Origin of the sequence: Streptomonospora mangrovi (assembly GCF_027604915.1) — a bacterium.
Taxonomy (GTDB): Bacteria; Actinomycetota; Actinomycetes; order Streptosporangiales; family Streptosporangiaceae; genus Streptomonospora; species Streptomonospora mangrovi.
Genome location: NZ_JAJAQC010000002.1, coordinates 35562 through 53040, shown reverse-complemented (window position 1 = coordinate 53040; position 17479 = coordinate 35562). Strand labels below are relative to the sequence as shown.

At 72.3% G+C, this 17479-nt stretch carries 18 protein-coding genes; 7 read left to right on the top strand and 11 right to left on the bottom strand.

Annotation, left to right across the window (positions count from 1 at the left end; translation table 11 throughout):
* The first annotated feature begins 530 nt into the window (after positions 1 to 530).
* The 4 genes from LG943_RS01110 to LG943_RS01095 all read left to right on the top strand — a co-directional run bounded on the left by LG943_RS01110 (position 531) and on the right by LG943_RS01095 (position 3980).
* On the top strand, positions 531 to 1817 hold the full coding sequence (locus tag LG943_RS01110) for an HD-GYP domain-containing protein (RefSeq protein ID WP_270070234.1): 1287 nt from the start codon (positions 531 to 533) through the stop codon (positions 1815 to 1817).
* The gene (locus LG943_RS01105) at positions 1817 to 3124 is read left to right on the top strand and encodes an HD-GYP domain-containing protein (protein ID WP_270070233.1); all 1308 of its coding nucleotides are present in this window, start codon (positions 1817 to 1819) and stop codon (positions 3122 to 3124) included. Before LG943_RS01110 ends, LG943_RS01105 begins: the two co-directional genes overlap by 1 nt.
* A gap of 149 nt (positions 3125 to 3273) precedes the next feature.
* The gene (locus LG943_RS01100) at positions 3274 to 3489 is read left to right on the top strand and encodes a biotin/lipoyl-binding carrier protein (protein WP_270070232.1); all 216 of its coding nucleotides are present in this window, start codon (positions 3274 to 3276) and stop codon (positions 3487 to 3489) included.
* 107 nt (positions 3490 to 3596) lie between these two features.
* Positions 3597 to 3980 (top strand): thioesterase family protein, encoded by a 384-nt coding sequence (locus tag LG943_RS01095; RefSeq protein WP_270070231.1) that lies wholly within the window; start codon positions 3597 to 3599, stop codon positions 3978 to 3980.
* Positions 3981 to 4160: 180 nt separating this feature from the next.
* On the opposite strand, the gene LG943_RS01090 is transcribed toward LG943_RS01095, so the two are convergent.
* Entirely contained in the window at positions 4161 to 5840 is a 1680-nt protein-coding gene (locus LG943_RS01090) for an acetolactate synthase (RefSeq protein WP_270070230.1), read from the bottom strand.
* A 207-nt stretch (positions 5841 to 6047) separates the two neighbouring features.
* Positions 6048 to 6791, bottom strand: coding sequence for a GntR family transcriptional regulator (locus LG943_RS01085; RefSeq protein ID WP_270070229.1), 744 nt, complete (start codon positions 6789 to 6791; stop codon positions 6048 to 6050).
* Positions 6792 to 6888: 97 nt separating this feature from the next.
* On the opposite strand from LG943_RS01085, the gene LG943_RS01080 reads away from it, so the two are divergent.
* Positions 6889 to 8442, top strand: coding sequence for a sensor histidine kinase (locus tag LG943_RS01080; RefSeq protein ID WP_270070228.1), 1554 nt, complete (start codon positions 6889 to 6891; stop codon positions 8440 to 8442).
* Positions 8443 to 8617: 175 nt separating this feature from the next.
* On the opposite strand, the gene LG943_RS01075 is transcribed toward LG943_RS01080, so the two are convergent.
* Both LG943_RS01075 and LG943_RS01070 read right to left on the bottom strand, forming a co-directional pair.
* Complete coding sequence (locus LG943_RS01075; RefSeq protein ID WP_270070227.1) at positions 8618 to 8872, bottom strand: WhiB family transcriptional regulator; 255 nt, start codon at positions 8870 to 8872, stop codon at positions 8618 to 8620.
* A gap of 330 nt (positions 8873 to 9202) precedes the next feature.
* Positions 9203 to 10138 carry a diacylglycerol/lipid kinase family protein gene (locus LG943_RS01070; RefSeq protein ID WP_270070226.1) on the bottom strand — a complete coding sequence of 312 codons (936 nt, stop codon included), beginning with the start codon at positions 10136 to 10138 and terminating at the stop codon, positions 9203 to 9205.
* 151 nt (positions 10139 to 10289) lie between these two features.
* Between LG943_RS01070 and LG943_RS01065 the strand changes: the two genes are divergently transcribed.
* Complete coding sequence (locus tag LG943_RS01065; RefSeq protein WP_270070225.1) at positions 10290 to 10706, top strand: hypothetical protein; 417 nt, start codon at positions 10290 to 10292, stop codon at positions 10704 to 10706.
* Positions 10707 to 10775: 69 nt separating this feature from the next.
* On the opposite strand, the gene LG943_RS01060 is transcribed toward LG943_RS01065, so the two are convergent.
* From LG943_RS01060 to LG943_RS01035, 6 genes are all read right to left on the bottom strand, one after another.
* Positions 10776 to 11507, bottom strand: a complete 732-nt coding sequence (locus LG943_RS01060) for an RNA polymerase sigma factor SigF (RefSeq protein ID WP_246425671.1) — start codon at positions 11505 to 11507, stop codon at positions 10776 to 10778.
* Positions 11508 to 11575: 68 nt separating this feature from the next.
* The gene (locus LG943_RS01055; RefSeq protein ID WP_270070224.1) at positions 11576 to 12004 is read right to left on the bottom strand and encodes an ATP-binding protein; all 429 of its coding nucleotides are present in this window, start codon (positions 12002 to 12004) and stop codon (positions 11576 to 11578) included.
* A gap of 132 nt (positions 12005 to 12136) precedes the next feature.
* Positions 12137 to 12622 (bottom strand): GNAT family N-acetyltransferase, encoded by a 486-nt coding sequence (locus LG943_RS01050; protein WP_270070223.1) that lies wholly within the window; start codon positions 12620 to 12622, stop codon positions 12137 to 12139.
* A gap of 141 nt (positions 12623 to 12763) precedes the next feature.
* Entirely contained in the window at positions 12764 to 13516 is a 753-nt protein-coding gene (locus LG943_RS01045; RefSeq protein WP_270070324.1) for an amino acid ABC transporter ATP-binding protein, read from the bottom strand.
* A 101-nt stretch (positions 13517 to 13617) separates the two neighbouring features.
* Entirely contained in the window at positions 13618 to 14613 is a 996-nt protein-coding gene (locus tag LG943_RS01040) for an amino acid ABC transporter permease (RefSeq protein ID WP_270070222.1), read from the bottom strand.
* A 6-nt stretch (positions 14614 to 14619) separates the two neighbouring features.
* A complete protein-coding gene (locus LG943_RS01035) occupies positions 14620 to 15582 on the bottom strand; it encodes an ABC transporter substrate-binding protein (RefSeq protein WP_270070221.1) in 963 nt (320 codons plus the stop codon).
* A 375-nt stretch (positions 15583 to 15957) separates the two neighbouring features.
* On the opposite strand from LG943_RS01035, the gene LG943_RS01030 reads away from it, so the two are divergent.
* Complete coding sequence (locus tag LG943_RS01030; RefSeq protein WP_270070220.1) at positions 15958 to 17139, top strand: NAD(P)-dependent malic enzyme; 1182 nt, start codon at positions 15958 to 15960, stop codon at positions 17137 to 17139.
* A 105-nt stretch (positions 17140 to 17244) separates the two neighbouring features.
* On the opposite strand, the gene LG943_RS01025 is transcribed toward LG943_RS01030, so the two are convergent.
* Positions 17245 to 17457, bottom strand: coding sequence for a DUF397 domain-containing protein (locus LG943_RS01025; protein ID WP_270070219.1), 213 nt, complete (start codon positions 17455 to 17457; stop codon positions 17245 to 17247).
* Positions 17458 to 17479 lie beyond the last annotated feature (22 nt).

Here is a 17479-nt window from a genome sequence, read left to right as displayed (position 1 = left end):
CATAATCCGAGGTTGAGAGGGTCGCGGTAAGGGGGCGTTCTTCGCGGAATGGGCGGCGGAAAGCGCGGGGAGGCGGGTCCGAGGCCCGTGGCGGAGCGTGATCAGCATATCTACGATGCCGATTCGGATTTCCCCATTCCGCTGAATCGGGGCGGGGCGTTTCCCGATCCCGGCCGCCGGGCCGGTCCGGGGAAATCGGGGTGCCCGCGCCGCCCGTTAAACTGGCCAACATATTCACCGTATGGGGCAATTCGCGCGCCGCGCCCATGGGGGAGCGCGACGGCCGCGGCCGCGCGGATCGCTAAGAGGGGGGACGACCATGGCCGCACTCAACGCCGAAATGGTCCGGATGGCTTTCATCGCGAGCGGGTTGGCGACGACCGTGAACGGCTGGACCTGGTGGTAGAACGGAATCGATGAAACGATGACGGTTCGGTCGGCTTTGGGGTGGGAGGTACCAGAAATTGCGTTCGCTTCCTGGAGCGGCGCGGTTGTACGTCGGCCTCGTCGTTCTCGGCGCCATCGCCGTCATGGCGCTCGGGCCGTACGAGGGCATCGATCCCGCCACCCTGGTGCTGCTCATCATCCTGATGGTGGTCGCCGAGACCATCGGCACCACCATCGACACCGGCCGAGCCGGAATCTCGCCCAGCGTCTCCGTGTCCCTGGCCGCCATCGTGCTGGTGGGACCGGTGGGCGTGGCGGTGGCGACCTTCTTCTCCACCCCGTTCATCCTGCGCCGGCAGAACTTCGTCAAGCGGCTGTTCAACGGCGGCCAGTACGCGCTGGCCGGCTACGCCGCCGGGCACGTCTACCTCGCGCTGGGGGGTGAGCTGGGCCCGCCCCAGCACGACGACTTCCCGTGGGCGCTGGTGCCCTTCTGCGCCGCGCTGCTGGTCCACTCGGCCATCAACGGCGCGCTGATGGGCGGCCTGATGTGGTACCTCGGCGTGGTGCACCTGCGCCGCCCGCACCGCATCCGCTGGCGCACCCTGGCCACCCTGGAGCTGGCCTCGCTGGGCTACGGCATGCTCGGCCTGTTCATCGCCGCCATCTGGGGGGTGGTCGGCGCCCTGGCCATCCTGCTGGTGATGCTGCCGCTGTTCATCGCGCGGTGGGCCTTCGACCAGTGCGTGGCCGAGCAGCGCGCGCACGAGGCCACCCTGGCCACCCTGTGCCAGGCGGTCGAGACCAAGGACTACTACACGCGCGGCCACTGCATGCGCGTGGCCAAGGCGTCGGCCATGATCGCCCAGGAGCTGGGCATGCACGCCGAGCGCGTGCAGACGATCCGCTACGCCGGCATGCTGCACGACGTCGGCAAGCTCGGCGTGCCCACCAAGGTGTTGCAGAAGCCCGGCAAGCTCACCGAGGAGGAGTACGCCGCCATCCAGCTCCACCCGATGCGCGGCTACGAGATCGTCCGCGAGATCGGGTTCCTGGACGAGGCGCTGGCCGGGATCATGCACCACCACGAGCGCATGGACGGGCGCGGCTACCCCATGGGGCTGGCCGGCCACGACATCCCCGAGTTCGCGCGGATCATCTCGGTGGCCGACGCCTTCGACTGCATGACCTCCACCCGGTCCTACCGCAAGGCCCGCTCGATCGAGGAGGCCATAGACGAGCTGCGGCGCGGCGCCGGCCCCCAGTTCGACCCCACCATGGTCGACGCGCTGATCGCGGCCGTGGACGAGCAGGGCTGGGAGTCGCCCGACATCGTGGAGCCGCCCACCGACGACGACACCGCCGAGGTCGCCAGCCAGGACCACGACGACCCCAGTGTGCCGCTGCGCGTCGCCGGGGAGGCAGAGTGATGATGACCCGCGACGCGCAGGGCACCCACCCGCCGCGCACCGCGCACCGCTGGGGGGTGCGCGAACCGGTGCGCTCGCTGGTCATCGTGGTGGCGGCGGCGTTCTCCGGCGGGTCGCTGCTGTGGACCCTGGTCACCGGGTTCGTGGACCCCCGCACCGCGCTGGCGTTCGGCGTGCTGATCGCCGTGGGCGAGCTGGCCCGCATCACGCTGCCGGGCCACCGCGAGGTCGCGCCCGTGGCCTCGGCCGGCGCCATCGGCTACAGCTTCCTGCTCAGCATCGGCGGCCACGCCGTCCACCACTCCTCCTGGCAGGTGCTGGCGGTGGTCACCATGGGGTTCGCCCTGGGCGAACTCCCGCACATCGCCGCCGGGCGCACCCCCGACTGGGGCGACCTCGCCCGCCGGGTGATGATCATCGTGGTGATCACGCTGCCGTTCCGGCCCTACGTCTCGGAGCTGGCGCCCACGCCGCAGAAGATCGACTGGTGGCTGGTGCTGGTGATCATGGCGGGCCTGGTGCTCGCCGGGTGGCTCACCGACGCCGTGATCGCGGCCGCCATCCGCGCCGAGCCGCTGCGCGGCCGGTTCGCCGTGGCGCTGCGCGACGAACTGCACGCCCACTTCGGCCTGGGCATGGCCATCGGCTCCTCGGGCATCCTCATCGCGCTGGCCAGCTCGGTCACCGGGCTGGCCGGGCTGCTGGTGTTCACGGCGCCGCTGCTGGTCACCCAGGTGGCGTTCCGCCGCTTCGCCGAGATCCGGCTCACCTACCTCCAGACCGTGCGCGCGCTGTCGCGCGTCACCGAGGTCGGCGGGTACGTGGCCACCGGCCACTCCCGGCGGGTCAGCCGGCTGGCCAAGACCATCGGCACCGAGCTGGGCATGCGCGAGTCGGAGCTGCTGGAGCTGGAGTACGCGGCGCTGATGCACGACATCGGCCAGCTCTCGCTGCGCGATCCCATCGCCAACGGCGCCACCGTCTACGCCCTGCCGCGCGAGCAGCGCCGCATCGCCGAGCTGGGCTCGGCGGTCATCCGCGAGACCGGGGTGCTCGACACCGTGGCGGAGCTGGTGCGGCGCCAGTGCGAGCCGTGCACGGGCGACGGCGAGAGCGACCCGCCGCCGCTGGGCAGCCGGATCATCAAGGTCGCCAACGCCATCGACGACCTGGTGAGCGACTCCACGGACTCCGAGCGCGTGCAGTCGGCGCTGGAGCGGCTGCGCATGGACGCCGGGACGGAGTACGACCCCGAGGTGGTCGAGGCCGCCGCCCGCGTGATCGCCCGCTCCAGCGAGCGCCGCTGAGCCGGGCCGAGTTCGCCGGCGTGCCGGGCGTTGTCCCCGGCGCTGGGCCCTGCCTGGGAGTCGTGCCTGAAGCCGTGCTCCGCGTGCCCGGGGCCCGAGGGGGTAGTCCCTAGGGGCGAAGCCGACGAGACCGGGTGGAGGAGGACGCGATGGCCGAGATCCGCGCCGAGATGGTGGCGAACGTCTACCGGGTGGCCGCCGCCGAGGGCGACCGCGTGGACGAGGGCGACACCCTGTTCGTGCTGGAGTCCATGAAGATGGAGATCCCCGTCCAGGTCGAGGACCCGGGGCGCGTGATCAGCATCGAGGTGGACGAGGGCGACGTCGTGCAGGAGGGCGACCTGCTGGCGGTCGTGGAGACCTGACGCGCGGTGCGGCCGGGGCGCGTCCCGGGAGGGCGGGCCGGGGGCCGTTGGGCCGTAGTCCCCGGGCGGGACACGGGCGGTGCGCGGCTGGGGTAGGTTCGTGCGCCATGGCCATCACCGAAGGACTCCGGGGCGCCGCCGAACTGCGGGTGGGCGCCGAGGACACCGCCGCGGCCCTGGGCAGCGGCGACGTCGACGTGCTGGGCACACCGCGCGCACTGGCGCTGGCCGAGGCCGCCACCGTGGACACCGTGGCCGCGCACCTGGCCGAGGGCCAGACCACGGTGGGCACCGAGGTCGCGCTGTCGCACCTGGCCGCCTCGCCCGTGGGCGCCGAGGTCCGCGCCGAGGCGCGGCTGCGCCAGGTCGACGGCCGCCGCCTGGTCTTCGACGTCACGCTGGCCCACGCCGACGGCCGCGTGGTGGCGCGCGGCACGGTTGAGCGGGTGGCGGTCGACCGCGCCCGCTTCACCGCGAACGCCCGCCCCTGAGGCCCGGCCCGCCCCGGCCTCTCCCGCCACCCGGACCGCACCTGGATCGGTCCGGCCGCGCTCGCCGCCCCGTCGCCAACCCCGGCCACCGCCGGGCGGCCCGCTGTCCGCCGGCCCCGGGTCACCCGATTCCCGTCAACGGTCTGCCGGTCAGCCGGCTGCCTCGACGCTTGCCCCCGTCTACACACCCATGGTCTTGCGCGGGTAGACGTTGCCGGGGTCCGTGGCGATGTTGACCATGTAGGGCACCCCGGAGTCGAAGGCGCGGCGCAGGGCGGGGCCGATCTCGGCGGGGTCGGTGACCAGTTCGCCGCCGCCGCCCAGGGCGCGGACGACCTCGTCGTAGCGGGTCTGGGGGGTCAGTTCCGCGATCACGTCGTAGCCGTAGATCATCTGCATGGGTGCCTTCTCCAGACCCCAGATGCCGTTGTTGCCGCACACCATCACCACCGGCAGCCGGTGGCGCACCAGCGTGTCCACGTCCATCAGCGAGAACCCGGCGGCGCCGTCGCCCAGCAGGGTCACCACCTGCGAGGAGGGCCGCGACAGGCGGGCGGCGATGGAGTAGCCCATGCCGGTGCCCAGGCAGCCGAAGGGGCCGGGGTCCAGCCACTGGCCCGGGTGCCGGGGCTCGATGTACTTGCCCGCGTAGGAGACGAAGTCGCCGCCGTCGCCGATGACCACCGCGTCGTCGTCGAGCACCCGGTTCAGCTCGCCGTAGACGCGCGCCGGGTGGATGGGGTCGGCGTCGCTGGCCAGGGCCTCGGCGTCGGCGGCGACGGCCGCGGCCGCCGCCTCGGCGATCTCAGTGCGCCAGCGGGCCGCGGCGGCGCCGGGCTTGGCGGCCTCGGCGATCCCGCGCAGCGCCGCCGACAGGTCGCCGGAGACGGCGGCCACCGGGGTCATGTGCCGGGTGAGCTGCGCGGGGGAGTCGGCGATGTGCACCACCTTGGCCAGCGGGGCGCCGTCCTTGCCGCCGAACAGGCCGTGGCTCAGGCGGAAGTCCAGCGGGGTGCCCACGACCACCACGAGGTCGGCGCGGCCCAGCGCGGCGCCGCGCGCCCGGGTGGCCAGCAGCGGGTGGCCGCCGGGGAGCACGCCGCGCCCCTGGCCGTTGGTGATCACCGGAACGCCCAGCTCCTCGGCGGCCTCCAGGGCGGCGCGCTCGGCGCCGTCGAGCCAGACGTCGGAGCCGTAGACCAGCACCGGGCGGTCGGCCTCGCTGAGCAGTCGGGCGACCTCGGCGACGGCCTCGGGGTCGGGGGTGCGGTCGGCGGGCGCGGCCGCGCCGGGCAGGTCGGTCTCGGCCTGGTCGTAGAGCCGGTCCATGGGGATGTCGAGGAAGACCGGACCCCGGTGCGCGGAGTTGGCCAGCAGCGCGGCCTCGTCCACGGCGGCGCCGATGCCGTCGGTGGCGTGCACGGTCCAGGCGCGCTTGGTGATGGTCTCCAGCAGCGGCGGCTGGTCCAGTTCCTGGAGCAGCCCCTGGCCCCACCGGCCGTCGGGCGCCCGGCCGCCGACCACCACCAGCGGCGAGCCGTTGAAGTGGGCGGTGGCCACGCCGCTGACGGCGTTGGTGACCCCCGGACCGGCGGTGACCACGGCCAGCCCGGCGCGGCGGGTGAGCTTGCCGACGGCCTCGGCCGCGAACACCGCCGTCTGCTCGTGGCGGACGTCCAGCAGCCGCATGGTGGGCTCGGGCTTGACCGCGCCGTCGTAGAGCGGGAAGACGTGGCCGCCGCTGAGTGTGAACATCGTGTCGATGCCGTGGTGGCGGGCGACCTCGACGGCGTGGGCGCCGCCGTGTCCGGTGAGGCGGCCGTGGAAGGGGGTCGGCGGAGAGGGCGGCGGCGTGGGCATGCTGGGCGGCACACTCCTTCGAGCGCGGTGGGGCCGGTGCGGGCGGACCGCCGATGCTACCGGCGGGTAGGTCGCCCCGAGCCTAGTGACCCCGCCCACACCCGGGCAAGGGGGCGGCGGCGCGGGGGGAGGGGGTGAAGCCGCCGGTCACCCGCCCGTACCCGGGCACGCGGGCGGGGGGCCGGGCCGAGGAGGCGAACCGGCCCGTCACTCCGCCTCGGGTGGGCGCAGGCGGGTGACGAACTTGTACCGGTCGCCCCGGTAGAGCGAGCGCACCCACTCCACCGGGTGGCCCTCGCCGTCGAAGCTGCGCTGGCAGTGCAGGACCAGCGGCAGGCCGACGTCCACGCCCAGCAGCCGCGCCTCGTTGGGGGTGGCCAGCACGGTCTCGATGGTGGCCTCGGCCTCGACCAGGCGGACCTCGTAGGCGCTGGCCAGCGCCTCGTACAGCGAGGCGTAGCGGTCGAGCTGACGGCGCAGGCCGGGGAACCGGCGCGCGGCCAGGTGCGCGGTCTCCACCGCCATGGGCTCGCCGTTGGCCAGCCGCAGCCGCTCGATGCGCAGCACCCGCCCGCCCGAGCGGATCGCCAGCAGCTCGGCGAGTTGGTCGTCGGCGTTGATGTAGCTGACGTCCAGGATCCGGGTGGCCGGGTGCAGCCCGTGGGAGCGCATCTCCTGGGTGTAGCTGGTGAGCTGGAGCACCTGGGCGACCTTGGGCTTGGCCACGAACGTGCCCTTGCCCTGGATGCGCAGCAGCCGGCCCTCGACCACCATCTCGGTCAGGGCCTGGCGCACGGTCGTGCGCGAGGTGCCGAACTGGGCCGCGAGCGCGCGCTCGGGCGGGACCGGGTTGCCGGCCGGCATGGCCTCGATGAGTTCCAGGAGCAGCTTCTTGACCTGGTAGTACTTTGGAACTCGGTGACCGTCTTCGAGCGTTCGCTGACCCGTCACGTCGGACCCCTCCACCGCTTCCCCGGACACTATTGGTTTGGACCACTGGTCGAGTGCATTCCTATGAGTATGCCCGCAACCGTGGGATGATTTGTTAGTGCCTCACCTCAGTGATCTCATCCGACGCTATACGGCGCTCAAGACCGCCGATCTGGAGTGGTTCCACTCCCTGGTGTCGGACTGGCAACTCCTGGCCGACCTCTCCTTCGCCGACCTGGTGCTCTGGGTGCGGCTGCGCGACGACACCGGGTGGGTGGCGGTCTCGCAGATGCGCCCGACCACGGGTCCCACGGCCTTCCAGGACGACCTGGTCGAGACCGTGCTGCGCGACGGCGACGTGACCGAGATCGCGCCGGTGCCCGAGCCCGCGCGGGTGTCGGGCCGGCGCGGGCTGATCGACCGCGCCTGGACCGAGGGCCGCATCTGCCGCGAGGGCGACCCCGACTGGTCGGGCGGGGTGCCGGTGCGCGAGGAGACCATTCCGGTGCGCCGCGACGGCAAGCTGATCGGGGTGATCCAGCGCAGCACCAACCTCAGTTCGGCGCGCACGCCCAGCCGGCTGGAGCTGACCTACCTCCAGAGCGCCAGCGACCTCGCGCAGATGATCGCCGAGGGCGCGTTCCCCTTCAGCGACCAGGGGCCGCTGATGGTGCGCTCGCCCCGCGTGGGCGACGGCCTGCTGCGGCTGGACCAGGACGGCGAGGTGGTCTACGCCAGCCCCAACGCGCTGTCGGCCTACCGGCGCCTGGGCCTGACCGCCGACCTGGTGGGCACCCGGCTGGCCCAGACCACGCTGGAGCTGGCGGCGGCCGGCGACGCCCGCGACGAGTCGCTGACCTGGACGGCCGGGGGCCGCGTGCCCCAGGAGGCCGAGGTCGAGGCGCGCGGGTCCACCATCCAGCTTCGCTCCATCCCGCTGGTGGTGGGCGGGGTGCGGATCGGCGCGCTGGTCATGGTCCGCGACGTCACCGAGCTGCGCCGGCGCGAACGCGAGCTGATGACCAAGGACGCCACCATCCGCGAGATCCACCACCGGGTGAAGAACAACCTCCAGACGGTGGCGGCGCTGCTGCGGCTCCAGTCGCGGCGGCTGCACGTGCCCGAGGGCCGGGCCGCCCTGGACGAGGCGGTGCGCCGGGTGGGCTCCATCGCCATCGTCCACGAGATGCTGTCGCACACCCCCGACGAGATCGTGGACTTCGACGACATCGCCGACCGGGTGATCGAGATGGCGGCCGAGGTGTCATCGACCGAGGCCGCCGTGGTGCCGCGCCGCTCGGGCCACTTCGGGCTGCTGTCGGCGCTGGTGGCCACCCCGCTGTCGATGGTGCTAACCGAGCTGGTGCAGAATGCCGTGGAGCACGGGCTGTCCTACGGTCCCGGGCGGATCGAGGTGCGCGCCCAGCGCGTGGACCCGCCGCTCGGCGCCGAGGAGAAGGGCGGCCGGCTGCTGATCGAGGTCACCGACAACGGGGGAGGGCTGCCCGACGACTTCGACATGGAGAGCACGGCCAGCCTGGGCCTCCAGATCGTGCGCACGCTGGTGGTCGGCGAGCTGGGCGGGTCGCTGGAGGTCAAGCCGCGCGAGGACGGCGGCACCCGGGTGGCCATCGAGCTGCCGGTGGAGCACCACACCGCCGTCCTGCCCTAGGGCGGGCGCGGGCGGCGCGGGCCGGGACCGGCCGAGGGGTCCGCGTGCCGCGGTTCTCCCGGCGATCCCGCTTCTGTGGCCACGTCCGGGCCGGTGTGCGGGCGGACGTGATAACAGAGGCAGGGTCACCGCGCGGGCGGCGCGCGGCGCCGGGCCGGTGCCCGGCGGCGCCGGATCAGGCGCGGAGCATGGCCCCCACGGGGGTGCGGCGGCGCTTCAGCGCGCGGCGCTCGTCCTCGCTCATACCGCCCCAGACCCCGCCGTCCTGGCCGGTCTCCAGAGCCCAGCGCAGACACGCGGCGCTCACCGGACAGGCGCGGCACACGGCCTTGGCCTCTTCGATCTGGAGTACGGCCGGACCGGAGTTGCCGATGGGGAAGAACAGCTCGGGGTCCTCGTCACGGCAGGCGGCGTGGTGGCGCCAGTCCATGCGGATCACTCCTCACAGTGAGGGAAGCGTGCGCTTGTGAACGAATTGTGAACGGATTCACTAAGTCATGGACGACCGACGGGTCGCTGTCGTCGTTGACGCCTGGTCCGGCATACCCGGTCAGACGGGCGTGCAGGGAGAGTCGGCAGGGCCGCACAAAGCCGCGCCGCGCTCTGTGACCTGGTAACACTCTTTTACTCGCCCGTAACGTGCGGCGACACTTTGAGCGTGACAGGGTTGATCGGCGCATGCAAGAGTGCCGCTGAGCCAACCTGGGCTTCGGCGTGTCGTGTGCGTCACAGGTGTTATCGACGCGATATTTCCCGCGGATTAACCGACGATTCGTAATGCCTTTGGAACGGCTTGGAGATTGACCCGCCGCCGGTGGCCGAGGTACTCGCCGTCGATCTGGAACGCGCGCGGCGAGCGTGAGGTAATGGTCACCTCGGACTGGTCGTGCCAGGTCACAAAGCCCGGACCGTAGGGCGGCACGCCCTTGTGCGACAGCATCTGGCGCAGCAGTTGCGCGGTGCGCGCGGTGTTCATCTGGGTGAGCGCGAACAGGTCCAGCCCCAGCTCGAAGCGCGAGCGGGGGGTGGGCTGCACCGGCACCGCGCCGGCGTAGGTCCAGGGCGTGGTGTTGGTGACCAGCGCGAAGTACAGGTCGCGCACGGGGTCGCGGCCGGGCGCCTCGATCCGCAGCGAGCGCACCGCGACCTCGCCGCGCAGGAACTTCTTGAGCGCCAGGGCCATGTAGAGCGCCGGCGAGGCGCGGCGGCCCTGGCGGCGCTGCCGCTCGACCTCGTGCACCACGTCGGCGTCCCAGCCGAACCCGGCGCAGAAGGTGAAGTAGCGGTCGTCCTGGTCGGTGAGGACCCGGCCCAGGCCCACGGTGCGGCGCTCGCCCGAGCGCACCGCCTCCAGCATCGCGCCGGTGGCCTCGATGGGGTCGGCGGGCAGGCCCAGCGCCCGGATGAACACGTTGGCGCTGCCGCCGGGCAGCGCCGCGAAGCTCGGCCGGGGGAGGTCGGCGGGGGTGGTGAGCAGGCCGTTGACGACCTCGTTCACGGTGCCGTCGCCGCCGAGGCTGATGACCAGCTCATAGCCCTCGCCGGCGGCCTGCTGGGCGAGTTCGCGGGCGTGGTCGCGGTACTCGGTCTGGGCGACGTCCAGCTCCATCTCGCGGGCGATGGCGCCGACCAGCACGTCGCGCGAGCGCGGGGTGGTCGTGGTCGCCTGCGGGTTGACGATGAAGAGGGCGCGCACGGGACCCAGTGTAGTGATCACCGGGGAGTGGCCCGCCGCGCGGCGGCCCCGGCGGCACCGGCGTTCCCGTGCCGTGGGGGACGGCGGGGGGCCGGGCGGTGCCGCGCGGGAGGCGGGGCGGGCCGCGCCGCCGGTGCCGCTAGGCTGGAACGTGTCTTCACGCCCCATCACCATCACCCTCGCCGCCGCCGTCCAGGCCCTGGTGGCGGCCGCGCTCGCCGTGGGCGGCGGCTACGTCCTGATCGGCACGCTGCTCGGCGAGGCCGCCGACGCGGGCTCGGCGCTCCCGCTGGCCGTGCTGGCGTTCGGCGCCGCCGCGGCCGTGGGCTACACCGCCTGGGGCTTGTGGACCCTGCACAACTGGGCGCGCACGCCGGTGGTGCTGACCCACGTGTTCGTGCTGGTGGTGGCCTACTACATGGTGACCAGCGAGCAGTACGCGATCGCGGCGGTGCTGGCGGCGGCCGCGGCGGCCGGGATCGCGCTGGTGCTGGCGCCGGCCACCACCGCCACCCTGTTCCCGGCCGAGGGGCACGACGGCGGGCGGGGCGGGCCGAGCGCCCGGTAGGAAGCAGGGCGGACCCGGGGCCGGGACCCGCGTGGCCGCGCGGCGGGCGCCGCACGGCCGCACGCGGCGTCAGTCGTCGGTGGTGAGCGCCTGGCGAAGCTGGGCCAGGGTGCGGGCCAGCAGCCGCGACACGTGCATCTGGGAGATCCCCAGCTCCTGCGCGATCTGCGACTGGGTCATGTTGCCGAAGAACCGCAGCAGCAGGATGCGCTTCTCGCGCGGGGGTAGCTGCTCCAGCAGCGGCTTGAGGGACTCGCGGTACTCCACGCCTTCGAGGGAGTCGTCGATGATGCCCAGGGAGTCGGCGACCGCCGGGGCGTCCTCGTCGCCGCTGTCGGGGGCGTCCAGCGACACCGTGGAGTAGGCGTTGGCGGACTCCAGGCCCTCCAGCACCTCCTCCTCGGTCATGCCCAGGTGCTCGGCCAGCTCGTGGACGGTCGGGGCGCGCCCCTCGCGCTGGGAGAGGTCGCTGACGGCCTTGGTCAGCGACAGCTTCAGCTCCTGGAGGCGGCGCGGCACCCGCACCGCCCAGCCCTTGTCGCGGAAGTGCCGCTTGATCTCGCCCACGATGGTGGGGGTGGCGTAGGTGGAGAACTCCACGCCGCGTTCGAGGTCGAAGCGGTCGATCGACTTGATCAGGCCGATCGTGGCGACCTGGGTGAGGTCGTCGAGCCACTCGCCGCGGTTGCGGAAGCGCCGGGCGAGGTACTCCACGAGGGGAAGGTGCAGTTCGACAAGCTCGTCGCGGATGCGCTGCCGTTCGGGAGCGTCCTCGGGAAGCTCGCTCAGGCGCTCGAACAGCTCGCGCGCACGGGCACGGTCGGGTACCGCGTGCTCAGTCTTCGCCGTCAGAGCGGGCCCCCTTTCGCTCACGCCGACTCCACCATGCCGCGGCGTTTGTGCAGGACGATGGAGACGCGGTCGTCAGGGCCGACGCCGGCGTCGACCTCTCCGGCAAGCGCCGAGAGGACGGTCCAGGCGAACGTGTCGCGCGCGGGGAGCCGGCCGTCGGCGGTCAGCACCGAGACGGAGATGCGCATGCCGTCGCCGGTGAGTTCGAAGTCGGTGGTGAGGTCGGTGCCCGGAAGCGCCTGGGTGAGCAGCATCGCGCAGGCTTCGTCGACCCCGATGCGCAGGTCCTCGATCTCGTCGAGGGTGAAGTCGAGTCGGGCCGCCAGGCCCGCCGTGGCCGTGCGCAGCACGCTGAGGTAGGCGCTGTCGGCCGGCATCCTGACGGTGACAGCGTCGCGCACCTCGGTGGCACCGGCGGACGACGGTGCGGCGGTTTCTTCGGTCACGTCCCTCCTTCGGGCAGCGGGTTTGCCGCTTGAAAGCAATCTATCTTGTTTCGGTCCGGCGCCGGTGCACACGCCTGCGCCCGTGTCATCGCACCGTCCCCGACTAGTCTCGGACAGCCGCGCGGGCGGGGGCTAACCGGCCAGCGAGCGCAGCGCCGGGCCGTCGACGCGGAACACCGTCCACTCGTCCATGGGGCGGGCGCCCAGGGAGCGGTAGAACTCGATCGAGGGGGTGTTCCAGTCCAGCACCCACCACTGGAGGCGGTCGTAGCCGCGCTCGACGCAGACGCGGGCCAGCTCCACCAGCAGCGCCTTGCCGTAGCCCCGGCCCCGGTACTCGGGGCGGACGTAGAGGTCCTCCAGGTAGACGCCGGGGTTGCCGGTCCAGGTGGAGAAGTTGCGGAACCACAGCGCGAACCCGGCGACCACGGCCGGGCCGCCGTCGTCGGGCACGTGCTCGGCGATGTGCACCCAGGCGGCGGGGTCGTCGCCGAAGAGCGCCGCGCGCAACTGCTCCTCGGTCGCCACGGCCTCATCCAGCGACTTCTCGTACTCGGCGAGTTCGCGGACGAGCCGGTGGATCTCGGGGACGTCGTCGGGGCGGGCGGGGCGGATCACGGCACTCCTCGGTGGGCGCGGCGGGGCCGGCACGGAACGATCACCTGAAAACCAGGAAATAGTAGTGGATTATCGGCCAATCCGGACGCGGGTGGGGCGTCCGGCCGCTCCCGCGGGCCGGGCGCCCCACCCGCGCGGCCCTCAGAGGACCTTGGAGAGGAACGCCTGGGTGCGCTCCTGGCGGGGGTTGGTCAGCACCTCGCGGGGGGCGCCCGACTCCACCACCACGCCGCCGTCCATGAAGACCAGGCTGTCGCCGACCTCGCGGGCGAAGCCCATCTCGTGGGTGACCACGACCATGGTCATGCCCTCCTCGGCCAGGTTCTTCATGACGTCCAGCACCTCGCCGACGAGTTCGGGGTCCAGCGCGCTGGTGGGCTCGTCGAACAGCATCAGGTCGGGGCGCATGGCCAGCGCCCGCGCGATGGCCACCCGCTGCTGCTGGCCGCCCGAGAGCTGGCGGGGGTAGGCCCCGGCCTTCTCCTCCAGGCCCACGCGGGCCAGCAGCCGCAGCGCGTTCTCACGCGCCTCGGCGCGGGGCTCGCGGTTGACCTGGACCGGCGCCTCCATCACGTTGCCCAGGACGGTCATGTGCGGGAACAGGTTGAAGTTCTGGAACACCATCCCGATCCCGCGCCGCTGGCGGGCCACCTGGGTGTCGTGCAGCTCATACAGCCGCCCGCCGCGCTGGCGGTAGCCCATGAGGTGGCCGTTGACCCACAGCCGCCCGGCGGTGATCTTCTCCAGGTGGTTGACGCAGCGCAGGAACGTGGACTTGCCCGAGCCCGACGGCCCCACCACGCACATCACCTCGCCGCGCCGCACCTCCAGGTCGATGCCGCGCAGCACCTCCAGGCGCCCGAAGCTCTTGTGCACGTTCTCGGCGACCACCATGCGGTCGTCGCCCGGACCGGTCACGACAGCGTTCTCCGGGTTCTCCGTGCTCTGGGTGTTCTCGGTGCCCTCCGCGCCCGCGCCGGCACCCGTGTCTCGCGTCAACTCGCCGCCCTACTCTTGATCCGCCGCACCTGCTCCTGGGCGCCCCGGTCGCCGCGGGTGAAGCTGCGCTCCAGGTAGTGCTGGCCCACCATCAGCACGCTGGTGATCATCAGGTACCACAGGCAGGCCGCCACCAGCATCGGGAACAGGTTGAAGGTGCGCGCGCCCACCTGCTGGAGCTGGAAGAACAGCTCCGTGGTGAGCGGGATGGCCGACACCAGCGAGGTGTCCTTCAGGATGGCCGACGCCTCGTTGCCCGTGGGCGGGACGATCACCCGCAGCGCCTGGGGCAGCGTGATGCGGCGCAGCACCTGGCCGCGGCTCATGCCCAGCGCCTGGGCGGCCTCGCTCTGGCCCTTGTCGACCGACAGCAGGCCCGCGCGCACGATCTCGGCCATGTAGCCGCCCTGCGAGAGCGACAGCGCGATCACGGCCGCCACGAACGGGCTGAGCAGGGTGGCCATCGGCACCGAGTAGAAGCGGGCGTCGCCCTCGATCCCCAGCAGCGGCAGCCAGTAGTTGTCGAAGGGGATCCCCAGCTCCAGGGTCTGGTACAGGATCGCGATGTTGCCGAACAGCACGCACAGCACGATCCGGGGCACCGCCCGGAAGAACCAGGTGTAGAGCCAGCCCAGGCCCACCAGGATCGGGTTGTCCGACAGCCGCATGATGGCCACGACGATCCCGATGACGATGCCGATCAGCAGCGACACCGCCGCCAGGATCAGCGTGGTGCGCACGCCCACCAGCACCGGCGGGGAGAACATGTTCTCGAACAGGAAGGGCCAGTCGAAGGCGTCGTTCGTGACCAGCATGTTTACGAACATCGCGGCGAACAGCAGCAGCACGGCCGCCGCCACCCAGCGCCCCGGGTGGCGCACCGGGACCGCCTTGATGGCCTCGGGAGGGGACTGCCCGGCCGCCGCGCCGCCCGCCGGCCGGGAGCCGGCGGGGCCTGCGGGGTTGGCAGAGTGGTCGTCTGGAGTGCTCACGCGCGACTAACCCTCAAGCTCCGGGTTGACCTCGGCCTCGTCCAGGGTGCCCTGCTCGTCCAGCTCCCAGTTGGCGAGGATCTCGGTGTAGGTGCCGTCGTCCATGATGCTCTGGTAGCCGGCGGCGATGGCCTCGGCCAGTTCGGTGTTGTCCTTGGCGACCACCGCGCCGTAGGGGGCGGCCTCGTACTGCTCGCCCAGGGTCTCCAGTTGGCCGCCGGTCTGCTGCACCGCGTAGACCGCCACCGGCATGTCGGCCAGGCCGGCGTCGTTGCGGCCGGAGATGATCGACTCGGTGGCCTGGTCCTGGCCCTCGAACTGGTTGATCTGGATCGGCTCCTCGCCGTCGTCCTCGCACTGCTGGCTGCGCGCCTGGATGTCCTCGACCTGGACGGTGTCGGCCTGCACGGCGACGTTGAGGCCGCAGGCGTTGTCGGGGTCGACACCGGAGGGGTTGCCCGCGGCGGTGAACCACTGGGTGCCCACGGTGTAGTAGCTGGTCATGTTGACCTGCTCCAGGCGCTCCTCGTTGATGGTGAACGACGAGACGCCGACGTCGTACTTGCCGGTGTCCACGCCCTCCACGATCGTGCCGAAGGAGGAGCTCTCCCACTGCGGCTGGAGGTCGAGCTTGGCCGCCACCGCGTTGAACAGTTGCACGTCGAAGCCGACGATGGTGGAGCCGTCGGCGGCGAGGAACTGCGAGGGGGCGTAGCTGGGGTCGGTGCCGATCTTGATCGTGCCGGCGTCGCGGAGGTCCTGGGGGACCATCTCGGCGAGTTCGGGGTCGGCCTCGACGGAGGGGGTCTCGGTCGGGATGGCCGTGGGGTCCTCCTCGACTCCGCCGCCACCGCCCGACCCGCCGTCGCCGCCGCCGCAGGCGGACAGCGCCAGGACGGCGGCCACCGCGCCCGCCAGGTACGGGGCGCGTCTGAGGTGGACTGCCGGCACGGTCAGGTGCTTCAGCATGGCCACGAGATCTCCTTCTTCTGGGCGGACGGCGGAAGGCTACCCGCCGTCCGCGGTTCCCGGCTCTTGGGCGCACCGCACGGACGTTCGTGCGAACGTGAAAACTTTATGGTCGCCGACCCGGCATGTGCGTGCGGTTACCGTTGTGAGAGGATTGGATAACGGGTCACCCCCGGTTACACACGGCGGCGACGCGCTCGCATACGAGCCGCGGAGCCCGGCTCCTTCTACCGTATCTGCCCAGGTCGGCCGCTTGTTTCGCGAGAGCCCCCTAGCACCGGTGTCCTCCGCGCGCCGCCCCGCCACCTGCCAGGCATCCCAGGCGCCCCGTCATGGCCGGCGCGGGCGCACTGACCTTGAGGGGTTTGCACAGTAATGTCGATCACTGATTCCCATTCCCGGCTGGACGACGATCCGGCGTTCGCGCTGCACCGGGGCGGCAAGCTGCACGTGGAGCCGTCCGTGGAGGTCACCGACCACGAAGGGCTCGCCCTCGCCTACACCCCCGGCGTCGCCCGGGTGTGCACCGCGATCGCCGACACCCCCGACCTCGTCAACACCTACACCTGGAAGAGCTCGGTCGTGGCCGTGGTCACCGACGGCTCGGCGGTGCTGGGCCTGGGCGACATCGGCCCCGAGGCGTCCCTGCCGGTGATGGAGGGCAAGGCGCTGCTCTTCCGCCAGTTCGCCGGCGTCGACGCGGTGCCCATCGCGCTCTCCTGCGGCGGGGTGGACGACATCGTCGAGACCGTGGCGCGCATGGCCCCCTCCTTCGGCGGCATCAACCTGGAGGACATCTCCGCGCCGCGCTGCTTCGAGATCGAGCGGCGGCTGCGCGAGCGCCTGGACATCCCGGTGTTCCACGACGACCAGCACGGCACCGCCATCGTCACCGTGGCCGCCCTGCGCAACGCCGCCCGGCTGACCGGGCGCACGCTGGCCGACCTGCGGGTGGTGGTCTCGGGCGCGGGCGCGGCCGGGGTCGCGGTCACCAAGATGCTGGTCGACGGCGGGGTCGGCGACATCGCCGTGGCCGACAGCAAGGGCGTCATCTACGCCGGGCGCGAGGGCCTGACCCCCGTCAAGGAGGAGTTGGCCGCCATCAGCAACCGGGCGGGGCTCCAGGGCTCGATCGAGACCGCGCTGGAGGGCGCCGACGTCTTCATCGGGCTCTCGGCGGGCGAGGTCCCGGAGTCGGTGGTGGCCACCATGGCGCCCGAGGCGATCGTGTTCGCGATGGCCAACCCCAACCCCGAGGTCCACCCCGAGGTCGCGCGCCGCCACGCCAGTGTCGTGGCCACCGGGCGCAGCGACTTCCCCAACCAGATCAACAACGTGCTGGCGTTCCCCGGGGTGTTCCGCGGTGCGCTGGACGCGCGGGCCACCGACATCACCGAGGCCATGAAGCTGGCCGCGGCCGACGCGATCGCCGACCTGGTGGGCGACGACCTGTCGGCCGACTACATCATCCCCAGCACCTTCGACGAGCGCGTGGTGCCGGCCGTGGCCGCCGCGGTCGCCGAGCAGGCGCGCCGCGACGGCGTTGCCCGTTCGTAGTGGAACGGTCGTTTTGAGTAGCCGATCCGGAGCGGGGTTCTCCCGCTCCGGATCACCGACCCCCGGGGGGACCAGGGGGTTTTCGGACTCCCAGCCGTCGGGGTGCTAGAGGTCCTCGCGTACGGCGGCCTCGATGAAGGCCGCCCACGCGTCAGCGGGGAAGCTCAGCACCGCCCCTTCGGGCACCCGGGAATCGCGCACCCAGACACCGGCGTGCCGCTCGGTCACCTCGACGCACTGCCCACCTCCCGTTCCGCTGTAGGTGCTTCGGCGCCACCGCGCCCCCGCCGCTTCCTTCGGTCCGGCAACCTCGCTCACCGCGCCTCGCTCGCTGCGCGAA